The sequence below is a fragment of the Mycobacterium sp. SMC-21 genome (genome assembly GCF_045310825.1).
In the GTDB taxonomy this organism is placed as follows: domain Bacteria; phylum Actinomycetota; class Actinomycetes; order Mycobacteriales; family Mycobacteriaceae; genus Mycobacterium.
In genome coordinates, this window is record NZ_JBJIAO010000041.1 from 1 (window position 1) to 18,629 (window position 18,629).

Sequence of the window (18,629 nt, forward strand, 5' to 3'; positions counted from 1 at the left end):
GTGGGAGGGTCATCACCAGCGGCGAACGAGCAAGGTCATCCTCGCCCGAACGGGTTGAACACAATCAATGTCGGTGGCTGGTGATAAACCGGTAGTCGGAGCGCGACACGCCCCCGGGTGTGATGTGCGACACGCCGAGAGAGTGTCTCGGATTCGGCCTTACGACCTGGGAATTTCACGAATGTTGTTCAGAACATCTTGTATCTGTTCGGTTTGTCGCCCACTAGGTGTAGTGTTTGACGGACCGACAGGCCCCCACAATTTGAGGGTCGGCCGGGGCCGCAAAGTCGGTCGGACGGGGATTCCCGGACGTGCTGACAGCAGTGGCTCGGGACGACCGGAGATGCGGGAATTTCAGGGGTTGCCGGGCCGCTGATCCGGATGGGGATATCAGCGGAAAGCGCTACCCCGTCAGTTGCCAGCCATGTTCAGTTCAGCTTCCAGGCCTTTCGAAGAGGAGTCGTACCGAGATGACCGTCACCGTGTACACCAAGCCGGCATGTGTGCAGTGCAACGCCACCTACAAGGCGCTGGACAAGGCGGGCATCGCTTACGAGAAGGTCGACATCAGCATCGATGACGAAGCTCGCGAGTACGTGCTGGCGCTCGGTTACCTGCAGGCCCCGGTCGTCGTGACCGACAGCGAGCACTGGTCAGGCTTCCGTCCCGACCGGATCAAGGCGCTCAGCACCGTGGCGGTCACCGCCTAGAAGACAACCAACCGGGGGAGGAGAAGGAAACAGTGAGCAATCTCGTCTACTTCTCCAGCGTGTCGGAGAACACCCACCGCTTCGTCCAGAAGCTGGGTATCCCGGCCACTCGCATCCCCCTGCACGGCCGCATCGAGGTCGACGAGCCCTATGTGTTGGTGCTCCCGACCTATGGCGGCGGACGTGCCACCCCGGACATCAACGACGGTGGCTACGTGCCGAAGCAGGTCATCGCCTTTCTCAACAACGAACACAACCGGTCGTTGATCCGCGGCGTTATTGCCGCGGGCAACAACAACTTTGGTGCTGAATTCGCGTACGCGGGCAATGTGGTCTCTCGTAAGTGTGGTGTTCCGTACCTTTACCGCCTCGAACTCATGGGAACCCCGGACGACGTCATCGCCGTTCGTGAGGGTCTGGAAGATTTCTGGAAGGAACTCTCGTGCCACCAACCGTCACAGCTGCAGAACCGGTAGCCGCCACCACGCACGCGCTGCCCGGTGAGAGCGACTACCACGCTCTCAACGCGATGCTCAACCTGTACGACGCGGACGGCAAGATCCAGTTCGACAAGGATGTGCTCGCGGCGCGGGAGTACTTCCTGCAGCACGTGAACCAGAACACGGTGTTCTTCCACTCGCAGGACGAGAAGCTCGATTACCTGATCGAGAAGGAGTACTACGAGCGCGAGGTGCTCGACCAGTACAGCCGCAACTTCGTCAAGCAGCTGCTCGACCGGGCCTTCGCCAAGAAGTTCCGCTTCCCGACGTTCTTGGGCGCGTTCAAGTACTACACCAGCTACACGCTGAAGACGTTCGACGGCAAGCGCTACCTCGAGCGCTTCGAGGACCGCGTCGTGATGGTCGCCCTCACTCTGGCCGCCGGTGACACCGAGCTGGCCGAGAAGCTGGTCGACGAGATCATCGACGGCCGGTTCCAGCCGGCCACCCCGACGTTCCTCAACTCGGGCAAGAAGCAGCGCGGCGAGCCCGTGTCGTGCTTCCTGCTCCGCATCGAGGACAACATGGAGTCCATCGGCCGCTCCATCAACTCGGCGCTGCAGCTGTCCAAGCGCGGCGGCGGAGTTGCGTTGCTGCTCAGCAACATTCGTGAGCACGGCGCGCCGATCAAGAACATCGAGAACCAGTCCTCGGGCGTCATCCCGATCATGAAGCTGCTGGAGGACTCGTTCTCCTACGCCAACCAGCTCGGTGCCCGCCAGGGCGCGGGTGCGGTCTACCTGCACGCGCACCACCCCGACATCTACCGCTTCCTCGACACCAAGCGTGAGAACGCCGACGAGAAGATCCGGATCAAGACCCTCTCGCTGGGCGTCGTCATCCCGGACATCACGTTCGAGCTGGCGAAGAAGAACGAGGACATGTACCTCTTCTCGCCGTACGACGTCGAGAAGGTCTACGGACTGCCGTTCGCCGACGTCAACGTCACCGAGAAGTACTACGAGATGGTCGACAACGGCGCCATCCGCAAGACGAAGATCAAGGCGCGCGAGTTCTTCCAGACCCTCGCCGAGCTGCAGTTCGAATCGGGCTACCCCTACATCATGTTCGAGGACACGGTGAACCGGGCCAACCCGATCGACGGCAAGATCACGCATTCGAACCTGTGCTCGGAAATCCTGCAGGTGTCGACGCCGTCGCTGTTCAACGAGGACCTGTCCTACGCCAAGGTCGGCAAGGACATCTCGTGCAACCTGGGCTCGCTGAACATCGCCAAGGCCATGGACTCGCCGGACTTCGCGCAGACCATCGAGGTGTCGATCCGGGCCCTGACCGCCGTGTCGGACCAGACCCACATCTGGTCGGTCCCGTCGATCGAGCAGGGCAACAACGATTCTCACGCCATCGGCCTGGGGCAGATGAACCTGCACGGCTACCTGGCCCGCGAGCAGATTCACTACGGCTCCGAAGAAGGCATCGACTTCACCAACATCTACTTCTACACGGTGCTGTTCCACGCGCTGCGCGCCTCGAATCGCATTGCGATCGAACGCGGTACGAAGTTCGGTGGGTTCGAGAAGTCGAAGTATGCCTCGGGTGAGTTCTTCGACAAGTACACCGACCAGGAGTGGGCGCCGAAGACCGACAAGGTGCGCCAGATCTTCGCCGATGCCGGCATTCACATTCCGACGCAGGATGATTGGCGTTCGCTGAAGGAATCGGTGCAGGCGCACGGCATCTACAACCAGAACCTGCAGGCCGTTCCGCCGACGGGCTCCATCTCGTACATCAACCACTCGACCAGCTCGATCCACCCGGTCGCCTCGAAGATCGAGATCCGCAAGGAAGGCAAGATCGGTCGCGTTTACTACCCGGCGCCGTACCTCACCAACGACAACCTGGAGTACTACCAGGACGCGTACGAGATCGGCTACGAGAAGATCATCGACACGTACGCCGCCGCGACTCAGCATGTGGACCAAGGGCTTTCGCTGACGCTGTTCTTCAAGGACACGGCCACCACGCGTGACGTCAACAAGGCGCAGATCTACGCCTGGCGCAAGGGCATCAAGACGCTGTACTACATCCGGCTGCGCCAGATGGCTCTGGAGGGCACCGAGGTGGAGAATTGCGTCAGCTGCATGTTGTAGTGTTCTGACCGCGAGCAGACGTCAAATGTCCCCCAAAGCAACGGTTTTGGGGGACATTTGCGTGTGGTCTCGGGAATGGAAGGGGTCGCGGTGAGCGTGCCCGGACCGAGTCTCGTCGACCGAAGCGGGCGGCGATATCCCGCTGACCAACCCCGCTGGCGCGGTGACGACGGCAGCCCACTGGCCTTCGAACCGCTACCGGGCATCGGCCGCGAGCAGATCGCCACTGCGATCAACTCCCAGTGGCGTTACCGCTCGGCATTGCCAAATGATCCCTTGGCGCACATCGATCCGGTGACCCTCGGCGAGGGGCGGACGCCGTTGATCACCCGGACCTTCGACGGCGTCGACGTCGGCCTGAAGGTCGAGTCGATGAACCCCACCGGCAGTTTCAAGGATCGTGGCGTCGCGGTGATGGTGACTGCCTTGCGCCACCAGGGGATCGACCGAGTTCTCGAGGACTCCAGCGGCAACGGCGGATCCTCGGTCGCGGCGTACTGCGCGGCAGCGGGTATCGAAGCCCACATCCTGGTGCCGGCGGCTACGTCGCCGAACAAGATCGTGCAGAGCCGGCTGCACGGTGCCGACATCGAATTGGTCTCCGGCGCCCGACAGGACGTGGCCGACGAGGCGGTGCGCCGAGCCGACACAACGTTCTACGCCAGCCACAACTGGCATCCGTACTTCCTGCAAGGCATCAAACTGATCGCCTACGAGATTTGGGAAGACCTCGGATTCCGTGCCCCCACAGCGGTTCTTGTGCCCGCCGGTGCCGGCAGTCTGGTCCTCGGCTGCGCCATCGGATTCGGCGAACTGCATCGAGCCGGCGCGATAGAGCTGATGCCGCGAATCCTCGTCAGCCAGCCGCAGAATTGCTGTCCGCTCGTCACGGCCATCGAACAGGGGTGGGACGAGGTCGCCGAACACGAGTGGTCGACGACCGTCGCCGAGGGGACGGCCATCGCCAAACCCGTGCGGGATCGCGAAGTGCTGCAAGCGATCCGGGACACCGGTGGGACAGCCGTCGCGGTCCCGGAGGACGAGTTGGTTCCCGCCGTGGGCGAGCTTGCCAGGACCGGGCTGTTCGTCGAACCCACCAGCGCCCAGGTCGTGCCCGCGTTGCGCCGGCTGCATGCGGCTGGCGAGATCAGTGCCGCGGACACCGTCGTCGCCGTCCTCACCGGATCCGGGCTGAAGGCCAATCACCTTCTCACGCCAGGGCATAACGCTGGCGAGGGCGGCCTGCAGAGCCATACTGCAGGCCCATCGTGAGGGTGCCGGCCCGCACCAGATCCGCGAGGTAGCGCCGCGCGGTAGCCGGGGCGATGCCCACCAGTTGCGCTATCTCGTCTGCCAACAACGGTTCCCCTGCCTCGCGCAGCGCGTCCACGATCAGGCGCTCGGTCAGCGGGGCGCCGTCGTCCTTCTTGGCTGCCGGCCGCTCGGACCGCAGCGCCGAGACCGCCGAGTCCACCTGTTCCTGCGTCAGGTGTGGGCCGTCGAGAATCCGCCGATACGCCGTGTAGGCAGCCAGGCGCCGCGCCAACTCGGTGTTCGGGAACGGCTTGATGAGGTAGTGCAGGGCGCCTGCGGCCAACCCGGCCCGGATGCTCGCCGCATCGTCGGCGGCACCGAGAATGAATGCGTCGCAGCGCAGGTTGCGCACCAGGTCGATGCCGGAGCCGTCCGGCAGGTAGACGTCGACCAGCGCCAGATCCACCGGTGCCTGCGCGGCGTCGGCATCGGCCAACATCGTCCTGGCTTCCGTGATGGTTCGCGCCGAGCCGACCGTGACCAATCCGAGCATCGAGTCCACCACCGAGGCGTGCAGCGCGGCGACCCGAAAGTCGTCGTCCACCACCAGGATTCGCAGCTCACGCGTCATCGTCCAGAACACCTCCCGGAATCGTCGCCAGCACCGTCGTCGGCTCGCCGTCCGTGCCGCCGCGTGCGGCGATGGTGACGTCCCCACCATGTCCGCGTGCCACCTGCCGTGCGATGGCCAGGCCCATACCGCGCCCGCCCGGCACCGTCGGATCAGATCGCGTGGTCACGCCCTCCAAGAAGGGGTCGTCGACGGCGAACCCCGGCCCGGTATCGGTCACCACGATCACCAGATCATGTCCGTCGCGCAGCAGATCCAGCTCGACTGCCGGGACGTGCGCGTCCGGCGCTGAGTTCTCGGCCGCCGCGTCGATCGCGTTGTCGAGGAGATTCCCGACCACCGTCGTGGTGTCCACCGGGTGCGCGAGCGTACCGACCAGCGCCGTCTCGTCGCCCACTCGCAGCACGACGCCGCGCTCGTGTGCACGGGCCGCCTTCGCCCCGACGAATGCCCGTAGATGCGGCTCGTCGAGGCGTTCCAGACCCGGCACGGGGGCGACGCCGGCTCGCCCGGTGATCTCGTCCAGGTAGCTCAGCGCCTCGGCGGTCCGGTCGTCGCGGAGCAGGCCGGCCACCACGTGCAGACGGTTCGCCGACTCGTGGCGCTGTGCCCGCAACGCCGAGCTCATTGCCTGCACCGAGTCCAGTTCCCGGGGTGAGTGCCTCGATGTCGGTGCGGTCCACGGCCGTCAGCACCGTGCCCAGATCGGTGCCGTCGCGGTGTACCCGCCGGGACGACACCAACACCACGCGTTCGTTGACGGCCGCGGCCACCGGCACCGTCGTCGGCTCCGCCGCGACCGCGGCCACGCGGGGAGTCAGGCCCAGATCGCCGAGCGGTGTCCCTGGTTCGGCGGTGATGCCGAGCAACTCCCGCGCCCGCTCGTTGATCACCCGGGCGATGCCGTCCGCATCGATCGCGATGACGCCCTCGGCGCCCGAATGCAATACCGCGTCCTGCTCGCGGATCAGCTCGGCCATCTCCTCGGGCTCCAGGCTCAGGGTGAGGCGGCGCCACCGCCGGGTCAGCAGCGCCGAGCCAATGCCGCCCACCGTCAGTGCAATCGCCACCAACGTCACCATGAGGACCAGGGTGCGGTGGGTGGCCTGATTGACGGTGTCCATCGCCACGCCGACGCTGACCAGGCCGACGACGGTGCCGTCCGGACCGCGGATCGGTGCCTTCGCGCGGACCGAATCGCCGAGGGTGCCCTGCTGCACCGTCAGTTCGGACTTGCCACCGCGGACGGCGGACGGATCGGTGCTCAGCGGCCGGTCCAGCTGCGTCGCGTCGGGATGTGCGATGCGATAGCCGGCGTTGTCGGCGATCACGACGAACAACACCCCGGTGCGGGCGGTGATGGCCGCGGCCTGCCGCTGCAGCGGGGCGGCGGCCAGCTCCGCGGCGGAGGCCGGGTGGCCGGCCCGGCGCGCCGCCGATTGGGCGGCCGCGCCGGCCTGGACCTCCTGATCCGAGGCCACCGTCTCTGCGATGGCCTGGGCGCGGCGCGCGAATTCGGTTCGGGTCTGGGTGTCGGTGCGGTGGATGATGATGCCGAAACCGGCGGCCAGGCTGGCGGTCACGATCACCATCTGCAGGATCAGGATCTGCGTGCGTAATCGGATCCTCGGCATGATGGTCGAGGCTATCGCCGTCGACGACGGATCGGCCGCGGATCGGCGCGTCAGAGCGGTATCTGGCCGAGGACGACGCCCACCACCAGTATGGTCAGCGAGACCACCGCCGCGCGCCACAACACCTTCTTGTGATGATCGGCGAGGCCGACGCCGGCCAGCGCGACCAGCAGCAGGATCGCCGGGACCAGCGGGCTCTGCATGTGGAACGGCTGTCCGGTGATCGAGGCCCGCGCCATCTCGGCCGCGCTGATCCCGTAGTGGCCCGCGGTCTCCGAGAGCACCGGCAGGACGCCGAAGTAGAAGGCGTCGTTGGACATCAGGAACGTGAACGGGATGGACAGAATGCCGGCGATCACGCCGAGGTGCGGGCCCATCGACTCGGGGATGATGCCGGTGACCCAGGTGGCCACCGCCTCCACCATGCCGGTGCCCTTGAACACTCCGGTCAGCACCGCGGCAGCGAGCACCATGCCCACCACCGACACGATCGATGACGAGTGCCGAGTAATCGCGGCTTGCTGCTCGGCCACCTGGGGGAAGTTCACCATGAGGGCTACTGCAGCGGCGATCATGAAGAGCACCGGGATGGGCAGGATGTCCATGGTGAGCACCGCCAGCAGCGTGATGGTGACAAATGCGTTGAACCACAGCAGTTTTGGTCGGGCGACCTCACCGGAGATCGCGCCCGAGTTGTCGGCGGCACCTTCGAATGCGTCACCGCCGCCGAGGCCCGACGGTTCCGGCCCGCCTCCGACACCGGCCAGGACCCGCTCGCGAACCACGATCGAGCCGATCCGTTTGCGCTCCAGCACTCCCAGGTGCCACGCGAACGCCAGCACGATGAACATTCCGGCGATCAGCGACGGGATCATCGGGACGAACACCTCGGACGGCGAGATCTTCAGTGCGGCCGCCGCGCGCGCCGTCGGGCCGCCCCACGGCAGGATGTTCATGGTGCCGTTCGCCAACCCGGCGACCACGGTGAGCACCACCGGGCTGACACCCAGCTTCAGATACAGGGGTAGCAGCGCCGAGACGGTGACGATGAACGTCGTCGAACCGTCACCGTCGAGGGAGACAACCGCCGCGAGCACCGCGGTGCCGACCACCAGCCGCGCCGGATCGTGATCCACCATGCGGATCACGGTGCGGATGACCGGATCGAAAAGCCCGACATCGATCATGATTCCGAAGAACACGATCGCGAAGAACAGCATCGCGGCGGTGGGCGCCAGGTCCTTGATGCCGTCGGTGATCATCTTTCCGATCCCGCTGCCCGCCCCGGCCAGCAGGCCGAAGACCACGGGGACGGCGATCAACGCCACGATGGGCGTGGCGCGCTTGGTCATGATGACGACCATGAATGCGGCGACCATGGTGAGGCCGAGGGCTACCAACATCAGCTATCTCCTGAGGGGGTGACTGGAGCAATCTCAGAAGGGTCGCTGTAACCGGCATCACAACGCGAGCTTGTACGTATTAGTCGGGCTTTTGCGCGTTTCGCTCGGTGTTGTGTTGCCGGGTGACTAGCGCAGAGCGTGTCGGATCGCGGCGGCGACGCGGCTCACCGCATCGCGGGCTGCTGGGCTGATCTGGGTCATGGAGATGTACCCGTGCACCAGGCCGCTTTCTCGTAGCAGGCGGGTCGGGACGCCGAAGTCCTTGAGCCGCTGGGCGTATGCGATGCCCTCGTCCCGCAAGGTGTCGAAACCGGCGACGGTGACGAGCGTCGGCGGCACCCCGGAGAGGTCCTCCGCCAGAATCGGTGAGACCCGTGGGTCGGAGCCGTCATCGGCATCGGGGACGTACAGCTCGGACAGCCACGCGATCTGCTTGGCGGTCAGCGCGGGGTTGTCGGCGAACTCCGCACGCGAACGGTAACTGCCCACGGCATCGACGACCGGATACATCAGCACTTGCATCCGGGGCAGCAATGCGTCGCCCTGGAGTTGGTTCGACAGCACCGCACAGAGATTCGCGCCGGCGCTGTCACCAAGCAGGACGATCCGCGCCGGATCGATGCCCCAGTCGGTGCCGCGGGCGACGGCGAAATGCCATGCGTCCCAGGCATCGTCGACGGCCGCCGGAAACGGCGCCTCCGGAGCGAGCCGATACTCGACCGACAGGACATTGACGCCGGCGCCGGCCGCGATGAGGCGGGCGGGGGAGTCGTAATCCTGGCGACTGCCGAGGACGAAACCGCCGCCGTGCAGGAACAGCACGAGCCCGTTGGAGCGCACCTTCGGGCGATACAGGCTGGCCCGAATACCGCTGGGGAGAACGATATCGGGGTCCACGTCCACCGTCACGTTCTCGGATTTGTCCGCGAAGACCCGGCAGTCGTTCGCCATGATGGCGCGCGCCTCGGCCACGGTGCCGTCACTGAAATCAGGCTCCTCGGCGGCGAAGCGCATCAGCAGTGCGATCTCCGGCGCCATCACGTCGCCGTCGGCGTTGACGGTCGGCGGGACGAGCCGGCGGAGGACGGCCTGCGGAGCCCGGCCCAGAGCCGTGAACAGGCTCCGCTGCATCAGCTCGGCCGCGGTCAGTCGGCGGTCCGGCGTCGTGGGTCCGGCAAGGGTCGCCGTCATGACGCGACTCGTCCGGACGCTGCCCGGTTGATCTCGGCCCGGCGATCCTCGTTTTGCGTGCCGCCGACGGCGAGTTCACGTTCCAGCCGCGAGTTGAAGCGCAGATTGTCGTCGATGATCGATCCCCGGTACATCTTCCGGTCTTCCAGGAACACGTTCCGCATCTGCCAGGGCATTCCGTCGCCCTGGCGCGGTAGCGCACGCTTGGCGCGTTGCATGTACCCGGCGTCCAAGTCGAGGATCGACCGCGTGCCGACGCCCTCTGCCGCATACGGCGCGACGGTGTCGTACCCATGGGTGTCCATGTACCGGAGCAGCTCGATGAGGCTCTTGCCGAGCAGCGAAATCTTCAGTGTCCAGGACGATTTGGTGTAGCCGATCGCCATCATCCAGTTCGGGATACCGGACAGCAGGGCACCGCGGTACACCACCGCGTCGGAAAGCTCGACCGGTCGGCCGTCGACGGTCAGGTCGATGCCGCCGAACAGCCGCAGGTTCAGCCCGGTCGCCGTGACGATGAGGTCGGCCGGCAGGTGCTCACCGGACTCGAGTTCGATGCCGGTCTTGGTGAAGCGGCGGATCCGGTCGGTCACCACCGACGCGCTGCCGTCGCGGATCGAGGCGAAGAAGTCGCCGTCGGGCGCGAGGCACAGGCGCTGGTCCCACGGGTCATACGGCGGGTTGAAGTGCCGGTCCACGTCGAATCCCGCCGGCAGTTGCTTCTTGTTCAGGTGGCGGATGACGCGCCGTGCGGTCTTCGGGAACGTGGTCATCAGTTCGACGACCACCCAGTCGAGCAACACGTTCTTCCATCGGGTCGCGAGGTAGCCGCGCCGCTCGCCGAGGAGCCGGGTGAGCTTGAGGCTCAGCGTGTCGACTCGTGGCAGCGACATGATGTACGTCGGCGTGCGCTGCAGCATGGTGGCGTGGTCGGCAGCGCCCTCGCCCTTGAGGAGCGACGGGATGAGCGTGATTGCGGTTGCGCCGCTGCCGATTACGACGACCTTCTTGCCGGAGTGGTCGTAGTCCTCGGGCCAGAACTGTGGGTGGATGATGTCGCCCTCGAAGTCGTCGCGACCCTCGAACTCCGGGGTGTACCCCTCGTCGTACCGGTAGTAGCCCGTGCCGGCGTAGACCCACCCCGCCTTGATCACCTCGTTGTGCACCGCACCGGTGGCATCGGTCACCTCGACAGTCAGGACCCATTCCGCGTCGTCGCTCGACCATGCGGCGGCCACGACGTGGTGGCGGTACCTGATGATCTTGTCGAGGCCGTACTCCTCGACGGTCTCCTTGAGGTAGTCCAGGATCAGCGGTGCGTCCGCGATCGCCTTCTCATCGCGCCAGCTCTTGAACTCGTATGCGAAGGTGTGCAGGTCCGAGTCGGACCGAATGCCGGGGTACCGGAACAGATCCCACGTCCCGCCGATGGCGGCGCGCCCCTCGAGCAGTGCGATCTTCTTCGCCGGGAACTCTTTGGTTAGATACGCCGCCGCGCCGATTCCCGAGATGCCGCCGCCGATGATGACGACGTCGTAGTACTCCGGGTTGGGTACTGGGATGCTCATCTGTCGTTTCCTTCCTGCGCCGGCACTGGCGCCTTGCGATGTGCCTCAGACTGCCGGGGCCGACGTGGTGCGCACCACACCGAAATGCAACAACCTGTATCCGGTAGCGGTGTGATTCGCACCGCGCAGAATTAGGTGTGTCCTCGGCTGAACCGACTGCGGTGCCGGCATCGGCCAACCGACCCCGGGTTGGTGGGACGGGCCGTACCATCGCATGCGCGTCCGGACAGATAGAGGTGCACCGCCATGACCACGTACCGCAGGATCGCTGCACTCGGCAGCTCCTATGCCGCCGGCCCAGGCATCCAACCGGTCGTCAACCGCGCTGCGATGCGTTCGGGCAACAACTACGCGCACGTATTGGCGCGTGCCCTCGGCGCCGAACTCACCGATCTGACGGTTTCGGGCGCGACGACGTCAACCGTCCTGGATACGCCGCAGCGCGTCGGACTCGTGAAGTTCGCGCCGCAGATTCTCTCGCTGCCCGTTGACGCCGACCTGGTACTGATAACGGCCGCCGGCAACGATCTGGAGTACCTGGGTTCTGCGGTCAAGCTGGGCGTCCATTTCACGCTGAATCGCTACACGCGCGGACTCCTGCAGCGGTGGATTCCCGCCGACGTTCCCACGGCGACCGTGGAGCAGCAGAACAAGGCCGCCGCGGGACTGGCCCGCATCGTGACCGAAACACGTTCGCGCGCACCGGAAGCACGTGTCATTCTCGTCGACTATCTCCCGATGGTCGGTGACATGACCGTGCCTTTCATGGATGTTCCGTTCGACAAAGCTGTCGTCGACGCTCTCGCGGCAATTCACGATCAGCTGTCGCGCGTATTCACCGACGTCGCAGAACAAACCGGAACCGATCTCGCGCAGGCATCCCGGTTCGGCCGCGGGCACGAGCTCGGTAGCCCTTCCCCGTGGATCCAGCCCCTGCAGCCTGTTCATCGCATCGCGAGTTCGTTTCACCCGACCGCAGACGGGATGAAAGCCGTTGCCACCGAACTACTGCGCATAATTGGTGAGCCTTCGAGATGACGCCGCGAGGCCGCCCCAAGGCCGATTGGCATCGGCGCCCCTCGGGGGGTGAGTAGGGCCGACGGTGCTTGGCCCGTCTGCTCGTACCCGAGGGGCGCCCGACGGTTATGCCGAGACTTCTGCGGGGCGGCCCAGTCGTTGGGCGATCTGCTCGGCGGTGTGCAGACCGGTCAGGATGGCGCCGTTCATGGTCCCGGCCCACTCGCCCGCGGTTTCCGTGCCCGCCCAGTGGATGCGCCCGTGCGGCGTGGTGAGGGCCTCGCCGTAGTTCACCGATGCAAAAGGCGGCGCGGCCGGATGCGGGCCACCCGGGGCGAAAGGTTCTGTGCCCCAACAGTGATCGATGTAGTCGATGGGGCTGCCGGCCTGCTCGCCGTACAGTTCGACCAACTGGTCGAGCACCAGTTTCCGCCGAACGTCCGGACCGAAGCCGTCGTACACCCGAGCGGTGCAGAAGACCATCAGGATGCCCGGCCCGCCATCGCCGGGGGACACGTCGAAGGTGATGAACACCGGCGCGGTATCGGTCAATGCCTCACCCGAAAGCCCCTCGGACCGCCAGAAGGGCTTGTCGTAGGCGACGAATGCCTTGCTCAGGGCACCCATCGGGAAGCTCGTCGTGAGCCCCTCGGTCTTGGCGGGCAGGGCGGGGTGGTACTCGATGTACGCCCGATGCTCAGGGGCCGCGGTGACGATGGCGTACTTGGCGCTGATCTCTCCCGAGTCGGTAAAGACCGTGACGCCGTTGTCGTCTTGGGAGATCTCGCGGACCTGGGTGTTCAGCACAATTCGGTCGCCGATCTGCGCCGCGAGCCGCTTGGCGATCTCCTGCGTGGTTTCGGTGACGCGGAACTCCTGCTGTCCGCCTTCGACGGCGAGCATGTGATCGAGCCCGCCCACGGCCTGGATGTAGCGCAACACATGCAGCAGTGACACGTCGAGCGGGCTGCAGCCCCACTGCACCCTGGTGACGATGAACATCAGGGCACGTGTGCTGGTCGCGGCCTGCTGCCGGTCCAACCATTCGCCGAACGAGATCGCGTCGAGCTGACCGGCGTCGGGGGATTTCCAGGCGGCGTTGACGTCGATGGTGTCCAGCAATGTGGTCAGCTCCATCAGGATGCGGCCCAGGTCCTCGGCGTCCACCGGTCCGGTCGTCGGCAGGGTGCCGGTGTAGGTCTGGCGTTCCCCGGCCATCCAGAGAACGTTGAGCCCTTCATCGAACTGAGGGGTCAGCGAACATCCCAAGCGCTCCATCAGGTCACGGATTGCGTTGTGGCGCTGGGCAACCCAGGTTGCACCCAGGTCGACCTTGACACCGGCCACTTCCCCTGAGTACGAACGGCCACCGACCCGGTCACGGCCTTCTACGACGAGAACTGATACACCCTGACTGGAGAGCCGATCCGCGGCGCTCAGGCCGGCGAAGCCCGCACCGACAATCACGACGTCGACCGATGCGACTTCGGCGTCGCCCTCAGGTGATTTCGACAAGGTCTGCTCTTTCACGGTTTCCTCCATCGCACTCGCGGTTGAATGACGCGAGATGCAGCGGGCGGCAGTGTCGGTCAGCACCTGCGCAATGATGAACTGCCGCCCGCAGCGGATCACCCTGGCAATCTCCGCATCTCGCTACTGACAGGTTCAGTGTCGCCAGCGATGATTCGACGTGGCCACGACAACGGCCACCGACTTCCGTCGTGCAGGGGTGCACCGTGCACCCCTGATCATCGGCGAGAGGGCGATGTGACGGCTCTGTTGGGGTCGGTCGGTGGAGGTGGTGAGGTGAAGGGCGGAGCCTCCGGCGGTAACAGGCCTTTCTCTGTGGGTTGGACGGGGGAGGTGCTCGTGGGCGCCGTCGAGCTGGGCGCCCGTTGGTCTTCGTTGCCGCAGTCCGCGGTAAACAAGCCGATGACGAGAAGAACTGCCGCGGTCCGGATCGAGACCGAGTTGAGTACGGTGGCCATCGTTATTGCGCAGACTGCTGAGTGGGCGCGGGCTGGGCGGGCGGCTCAAGTTGCGGGTAGCTCGGCGGGGCCGCATTTGTCGCCTCGCCGGTGGGCACCCCCGTCTTCGGTGGTGTCCCGGTGGGACTTTCCAACAGGGGCTGCGGCCACGGCCCCGCATTGGAGACCATGCCCGGTAGCGTGCCGGTGTCGGACTGTAGGAGGGCCGAGGTGCTGTCGGGTGGCACGATGCCACCCTGCACTCCGTAGCGCATGTTGGTGTAGTTCAGGATGAACGACTGATTGGGCGCTGACGGACCGGGCTTGCTATTAGGCAGACTCACGCTGGTCTGCGTGGGATCCGCGGTGGGCCCGCTGGTTCGCACCCCGCGGGTGTCGGTCATGTGCGGGGGATAGGTGTATGCGCCCGTGCCGAATTCGTAGGTATATGCCCCGGGATAGGGGGCGGTAGGCGTTCCCGGGAGAAACGGCAGAATCGGGTCCGCGCTCGCGACAGCGCTGCAGACTGAACCCATCGTGAAAATCATCGCACTGCCCGCGACGAATCGACCGACTCGGAGTTGTGACACAGAGCTCTCCTTTCTCGTGGGACGTCAGATCTTGATCGGGTCGCCGTAGATGGCGTACGAGAAGTGGCTGGCCGCAGTCGAAATGCGCAAGTATGCGTATGAGCGGATGTTGACGTCGCCGCCACAGGCATCGGCTTTGATGTGCAGATTGTCAACGCCCAGAGACGCGGTGTTGCCCGGGCTCAGCGCCATGTTGGTCATCGGCAGATCGACGATGACGCCAGGCTGGACAATGGTTTCCAGGAAGCCCGCAGCGCCGATGGTGCCGCCGACGCCGGACGGTACGCCCGCTGAACCGGCAACGCCGCCGGTGCCGCCCATGACCAAACCTGCCGAAACGTCCGATTGGCAACCCAATTGATAGCCGAGGATGAAGAGGCTGTCCTGGATCGGATTTCCACCACCGGTCGCCGTTGCGGTCGCGGTGGCAGTGACAAATGCTTCACGCGAGTTGGCCGCCGCCGCGAGATTGGGAACAGAGTTCACGACCTCGTTCTTGATCTGCAGATTCAGATGCCAGCCGTCCGGGGACACCTTGTCGTAGACCTGCGGAGCCATGTCGACCGGCGCGGCATGTACTGCCGGTGCCATGCACAGGCTCGCCACCGACGCAGCCACTGCCGCAGCGGCAAGGACGGGAGAGGGTGCAACCTTCAATCTCATTGTTTTCCTTTCATTTTGGTGTGTCGTCTTCATCCGAGGCTGTGCCGGAGGTCTTTTCGATAACTCGAGGTTGTGCCCGCGTCCGCGGCGACGTTGTGGGCATACAGCGCGCGGTAGGCGCGAAGGTAGATGACCCCCTGGGCGCCCCACGTCGCCAGCGCAGCGGTGTAGAAGAACGTGCGGTTGTGGTCGTCGAAGGGGAGCGGGCAGAAGTCATAGGTGATCGCGATGGCCGTCGCGGCAGCAGTGACCAAACCTGTTGCGACTGCGATCTTTCGGGCGCCGGCGTCCCAGACCTTCTTGGCGAAGTAAGCCAGGAATGCTGTCGTCAGCAGATTGGCCACCAGGTAGAACGTTGCCGGTCCGACGTGGAGTGTCTCGTCGTGGAACTTCTTCAGGAACATCGCGGCGACGGCGGCCAGTCCGAAGACGCCGACCTCGACAGCGACTGTCGGCTTGTACCGATGGGTGACCGCCATCAGGCCCATGACGAGGATCAGCGTGAAACCGACCGACCGGGAGAACGCGTCGAGGAAGAAGGAGACGTCGAAGGCGATCCCGCCCTCCGCGGCGCCGAGCAGCGACCCGACGAGGAAGTTGGTGGCAGAAATTCCAACGATCAAGGATTCCAGGCCGAGAAGGTAGTTGCCGTAGTCGCGGATGAACTTCCATCCGATGTAGTAGCCGACGGCCGCCAGCCATACCGCGGCTGCCAGGAACACAAGGTCCGTCATGGTGGTGATTCCTCTCGAAGTGCGGTTGATGGCGGGACGCCGCCAAGTGGCGGGAGGGGTTTCCCGCCGTTGCTCGTCAGGTGGTGCACTACTGTCGCGGTCTGGTGAGCTGGGTCACAACGACGGTGCTCACCTCTTTTGGGGCGGGAGCGGTGCATGGTGCACATATCTGAATTCCCGCTGTGTGGCCCACTCTGGTTAGTGGCCGCCCAAGAGCTCAGGGGGCAGTTTCGTGGCGCTGTAGTCGGTCGAACCAGCGAAGTGCCGGCATCGCGATGAGGGTCGCCGCGGCCAGAGTGAGGAAAGCGGTCGCGGGATGCGTGACGAGCAATCCGACGGCGGTGGCGATGACGACGCCGCCCAGATTGCCGGCCATCCAGATGAGTCCCGCCGCGGTGCTCTCGGCATCGGGAGCGTGGCGCTCACTCAAGGCGAGCACGATGGGCAGCGCCGGCAGTAGCACGAAGCCCACCCCGATCAGGGTGAGGAAGGCCATCGTCGTACTGGGTGCCAGCGCCAGGTGTAGGCACGCCACCGCGGTGAAACCGATTCCGACGCCCATGATCTGGACTTCCCGGCGGTGCCGGTCGGCCCACACCGGTACGACGGCGCAGCCGATGACCCCGGCAATCATGGTGACGGCCAAAACGAGGCCGGCGGTCGATTCTGAGACACCCGAGGGCTCGAGCAGTGGCTGTACGAAGGTGGCGAGTGCGATGAACGTGCCCATCGGGATGGCGACGACCGCGCACAAGCGCCGCAGATAGCGGTTGCCGAATGCGGTGCGGAAGGCCCGAAGTCCTCCAGTCGTGCGAATGGACTCTGGACCGCCCAGTGGCTGTGCGAAGCGAAGCGCCGCCAGGAGACACAGCCCGGCGTCCAGGGCGAGCAGTGCAGTGATGACGGTCAAGGTGTGGATGTGGTTTTCGCCCGGGAGGCACGCGCCGAGCAGATATCCCACGACCATCCCACCGAACGTGGCGGAGGACGCGGCGGCGATGCCGGTGGCGCGGTCCTTTACGGCGAGGTAGCTGACGGCGAGGCCGGGGATCGCGTTGAGGACGAAGGGCTGACCCACCGCTGCGACCATTTGTCCGATCAGCGTCCAGGTGAAGTCACCGGCGACCAGCCGCAGGAACGCGCCGGCCGCGGTGAGTACCGCGCCTGCGATGAGGGCCGGGCGGAAGAACCGATCGAGTGCCAGGCCTGCGGGTATGGCGAGCAGCACGTAGATCAGCGGGAAAACCTGTGACAGCCAACCGATTGCGGCGATTGACACGCCGAAATGCCGGGCCGCGTCGCCGGTCACGGGCGCGTAGTTCACCACGAGTGCCTGCGTGGCGGCGGCCAGGAGCCCGTACGCGGCGAAGACCGACCACCGGCTCTTCACGTGCGCCTCGACGCGGGAGCTTTCGCGCGTGTCCTGGATGCCGTTGCGGCTCACCCGTTCTTCCGGGACACCCGTGGGCCATGCGGCATGAGCATGAAACATATTGCGCTGTTTGGTATTACGTCGAATCAAGACCCACGCGACGGCACCTGCGGCAGCGGCACGCGTGGCCGCCAACTCGGGCAGACTCATCTGCTGTCCTTTTGTTGATCAAATCCGGATTGCGCCCGACTACGTCGGCGGACTACGGGAGGTGTGACCGAACGAATATTCGTTCGTATGAGTGACGTAGGTTACTGCCGCGCGAAAGTCGTGTCAACGGTTGGTTGGTTTCGTCGTCCGCGGCTCTCCGAATCATTCACGAATAGCATTCGCGCCCTTGAGATTTAGGCGTGCAGTGATGATTCGCCACGCAGAGATGGCTGGCTGGCGGCCCGATGCTCGGACGGCGCAGTGGATGGGGACCGCCCCGGGTAGCAGACCGGGTGGCGAGACGGTGACCCGCCGCTGTTAGGAGTGGTTCGGTCCGAGCCCGACGAGCATGGCGCGTACCAGCTGCCAATGCAGGTCGGCCAGTTCTTCGGGGTCGCGCGCACCGTCTGCCGGGAACCAGTTCGCGACACGATCGCACATCGCGATGATCGCCATGGAGGCGACGGTGACCTTGGTTTCCGACACGTCGGGCGCGAAGGCTGTCACGCGATCGCGCACCAGATTCAGGTGGGCGCTCTGCAGGGCCAGCAATCTGTCGTAGTCGCCGGTCGACAAGAACTGGCCGGCGGAGGCGGTGTAGAGAACGAGATCCGCCACGCGGGCGATGTGCATGTTGTGCATTTGGTAAAGCACGTGCTGTCGTACCGTCTCGCGCAGGTCTGCTTCGGGATCGACACCGTCGACATGCGTTGAGTTTTCCAGGAAGTCGGCCAGCACCCGGGAGACCGCCTCGGTGAGGATTGCCTCCTTCGACGGAAAGTGGCTGTAGAGTCCGGGTGCTTTGATGCCGGCGACGGCCGCGACTTCCCGGACTGTGAACGCACCGAATCCGTGATCGGCGACGTTGGTGATGGCCGCTGCCAGGATGCGTTCGCGCATGACATCCAGATCGAAGACCCGGCCGAGGTTGGCAATGTCGGCTGAGCGGTCGAGTTCCGAAGCGCTCGAGGCGGGCCGAGCCGAGGTTCCTCGTGCGGCGGTCATCTTTCCTCCTGTTGGCAGCTGAGTCCAAGGTTACGGCGCTCGAGTGCGTACCCGGCTCAACGGTGTGCC

General features: G+C 65.3%; 17 protein-coding genes. 5 read left to right on the plus strand and 12 right to left on the minus strand.

Going from position 1 to position 18,629, the window contains the following annotated elements:
* Positions 1–470: 470 nt before the first annotated feature.
* From nrdH to ACJH6H_RS25415, 4 genes are all read left to right on the plus strand, one after another.
* The gene (gene nrdH / locus ACJH6H_RS25400; protein WP_020104016.1) at positions 471–710 is read left to right on the plus strand and encodes a glutaredoxin-like protein NrdH; all 240 of its coding nucleotides are present in this window, start codon (positions 471–473) and stop codon (positions 708–710) included.
* A 32-nt stretch (positions 711–742) separates the two neighbouring features.
* Positions 743–1,186 (plus strand): class Ib ribonucleoside-diphosphate reductase assembly flavoprotein NrdI, encoded by a 444-nt coding sequence (gene nrdI / locus ACJH6H_RS25405; RefSeq protein ID WP_061000407.1) that lies wholly within the window; start codon positions 743–745, stop codon positions 1,184–1,186.
* The gene (gene nrdE, locus ACJH6H_RS25410; protein WP_082762311.1) at positions 1,153–3,321 is read left to right on the plus strand and encodes a class 1b ribonucleoside-diphosphate reductase subunit alpha; all 2,169 of its coding nucleotides are present in this window, start codon (positions 1,153–1,155) and stop codon (positions 3,319–3,321) included. Before nrdI ends, nrdE begins: the two co-directional genes overlap by 34 nt.
* 90 nt (positions 3,322–3,411) lie before the next feature.
* Positions 3,412–4,593: a threonine synthase gene (locus ACJH6H_RS25415; RefSeq protein ID WP_406776068.1), complete on the plus strand. Its 1,182-nt coding sequence runs from the start codon at positions 3,412–3,414 to the stop codon at positions 4,591–4,593.
* Here the strand turns inward: ACJH6H_RS25415 and ACJH6H_RS25420 are convergent.
* The 6 genes from ACJH6H_RS25420 to ACJH6H_RS25445 form a co-directional block, all read right to left on the minus strand.
* The gene (locus ACJH6H_RS25420) at positions 4,532–5,206 is read right to left on the minus strand and encodes a response regulator (RefSeq protein ID WP_064858005.1); all 675 of its coding nucleotides are present in this window, start codon (positions 5,204–5,206) and stop codon (positions 4,532–4,534) included. The genes ACJH6H_RS25415 and ACJH6H_RS25420 overlap by 62 nt on opposite strands.
* A complete protein-coding gene (locus ACJH6H_RS25425) occupies positions 5,196–5,546 on the minus strand; it encodes a sensor histidine kinase (protein ID WP_234789576.1) in 351 nt (116 codons plus the stop codon). Before ACJH6H_RS25425 ends, ACJH6H_RS25420 begins: the two co-directional genes overlap by 11 nt.
* The gene (locus tag ACJH6H_RS25430) at positions 5,440–6,840 is read right to left on the minus strand and encodes a hypothetical protein (protein ID WP_244602420.1); all 1,401 of its coding nucleotides are present in this window, start codon (positions 6,838–6,840) and stop codon (positions 5,440–5,442) included. The genes ACJH6H_RS25425 and ACJH6H_RS25430 overlap by 107 nt, the downstream gene beginning before the upstream one ends.
* 50 nt (positions 6,841–6,890) lie before the next feature.
* Positions 6,891–8,243 carry a CitMHS family transporter gene (locus ACJH6H_RS25435; RefSeq protein WP_406776069.1) on the minus strand — a complete coding sequence of 451 codons (1,353 nt, stop codon included), beginning with the start codon at positions 8,241–8,243 and terminating at the stop codon, positions 6,891–6,893.
* A 126-nt stretch (positions 8,244–8,369) separates the two neighbouring features.
* Positions 8,370–9,434, minus strand: coding sequence for an alpha/beta hydrolase (locus ACJH6H_RS25440; RefSeq protein WP_406776070.1), 1,065 nt, complete (start codon positions 9,432–9,434; stop codon positions 8,370–8,372).
* On the minus strand, positions 9,431–11,002 hold the full coding sequence (locus tag ACJH6H_RS25445; RefSeq protein ID WP_212813737.1) for an NAD(P)/FAD-dependent oxidoreductase: 1,572 nt from the start codon (positions 11,000–11,002) through the stop codon (positions 9,431–9,433). The genes ACJH6H_RS25440 and ACJH6H_RS25445 overlap by 4 nt, the downstream gene beginning before the upstream one ends.
* A gap of 246 nt (positions 11,003–11,248) precedes the next feature.
* Here ACJH6H_RS25445 and ACJH6H_RS25450 point away from each other — a divergent pair, with 246 nt between their 5' ends.
* The gene (locus ACJH6H_RS25450; protein WP_212813740.1) at positions 11,249–12,040 is read left to right on the plus strand and encodes an SGNH/GDSL hydrolase family protein; all 792 of its coding nucleotides are present in this window, start codon (positions 11,249–11,251) and stop codon (positions 12,038–12,040) included.
* Positions 12,041–12,145: 105 nt separating this feature from the next.
* Here ACJH6H_RS25450 and ACJH6H_RS25455 read toward each other — a convergent pair whose 3' ends face one another.
* The 6 genes from ACJH6H_RS25455 to ACJH6H_RS25480 form a co-directional block, all read right to left on the minus strand.
* Positions 12,146–13,534, minus strand: coding sequence for a flavin monoamine oxidase family protein (locus ACJH6H_RS25455; protein WP_212814736.1), 1,389 nt, complete (start codon positions 13,532–13,534; stop codon positions 12,146–12,148).
* 475 nt (positions 13,535–14,009) lie between these two features.
* Complete coding sequence (locus tag ACJH6H_RS25460) at positions 14,010–14,390, minus strand: hypothetical protein (RefSeq protein WP_212813742.1); 381 nt, start codon at positions 14,388–14,390, stop codon at positions 14,010–14,012.
* 210 nt (positions 14,391–14,600) lie between these two features.
* The gene (locus tag ACJH6H_RS25465; protein WP_234880711.1) at positions 14,601–15,167 is read right to left on the minus strand and encodes an MspA family porin; all 567 of its coding nucleotides are present in this window, start codon (positions 15,165–15,167) and stop codon (positions 14,601–14,603) included.
* 101 nt (positions 15,168–15,268) lie between these two features.
* Complete coding sequence (locus ACJH6H_RS25470) at positions 15,269–15,973, minus strand: transporter (RefSeq protein WP_212813744.1); 705 nt, start codon at positions 15,971–15,973, stop codon at positions 15,269–15,271.
* 217 nt (positions 15,974–16,190) lie between these two features.
* The gene (locus ACJH6H_RS25475; RefSeq protein ID WP_212814737.1) at positions 16,191–17,465 is read right to left on the minus strand and encodes an MFS transporter; all 1,275 of its coding nucleotides are present in this window, start codon (positions 17,463–17,465) and stop codon (positions 16,191–16,193) included.
* A 408-nt stretch (positions 17,466–17,873) separates the two neighbouring features.
* Positions 17,874–18,560, minus strand: coding sequence for a TetR/AcrR family transcriptional regulator (locus ACJH6H_RS25480; RefSeq protein WP_212813746.1), 687 nt, complete (start codon positions 18,558–18,560; stop codon positions 17,874–17,876).
* Positions 18,561–18,629: the final 69 nt, after the last annotated feature.

Coding starts and splice junctions, on each gene's coding strand:
- ACJH6H_RS25435 (WP_406776069.1), bottom strand. CDS start 8,243: ATGTTGGTAGCCCTCGGCCTCACCATGGTCGCCGCATTCATGGTCGTC.
- ACJH6H_RS25460 (WP_212813742.1), bottom strand. CDS start 14,390: ATGACCGACACCCGCGGGGTGCGAACCAGCGGGCCCACCGCGGATCCC.
- ACJH6H_RS25420 (WP_064858005.1), bottom strand. CDS start 5,206: ATGACGCGTGAGCTGCGAATCCTGGTGGTGGACGACGACTTTCGGGTC.
- ACJH6H_RS25475 (WP_212814737.1), bottom strand. CDS start 17,465: ATGTTTCATGCTCATGCCGCATGGCCCACGGGTGTCCCGGAAGAACGG.
- ACJH6H_RS25470 (WP_212813744.1), bottom strand. CDS start 15,973: ATGACGGACCTTGTGTTCCTGGCAGCCGCGGTATGGCTGGCGGCCGTC.
- ACJH6H_RS25445 (WP_212813737.1), bottom strand. CDS start 11,002: ATGAGCATCCCAGTACCCAACCCGGAGTACTACGACGTCGTCATCATC.
- ACJH6H_RS25430 (WP_244602420.1), bottom strand. CDS start 6,840: ATGCCGAGGATCCGATTACGCACGCAGATCCTGATCCTGCAGATGGTG.
- ACJH6H_RS25465 (WP_234880711.1), bottom strand. CDS start 15,167: ATGGCACCGGCAGTACATGCCGCGCCGGTCGACATGGCTCCGCAGGTC.
- ACJH6H_RS25440 (WP_406776070.1), bottom strand. CDS start 9,434: ATGACGGCGACCCTTGCCGGACCCACGACGCCGGACCGCCGACTGACC.
- nrdH (WP_020104016.1), top strand. CDS start 471: ATGACCGTCACCGTGTACACCAAGCCGGCATGTGTGCAGTGCAACGCC.
- ACJH6H_RS25450 (WP_212813740.1), top strand. CDS start 11,249: ATGACCACGTACCGCAGGATCGCTGCACTCGGCAGCTCCTATGCCGCC.
- ACJH6H_RS25480 (WP_212813746.1), bottom strand. CDS start 18,560: ATGACCGCCGCACGAGGAACCTCGGCTCGGCCCGCCTCGAGCGCTTCG.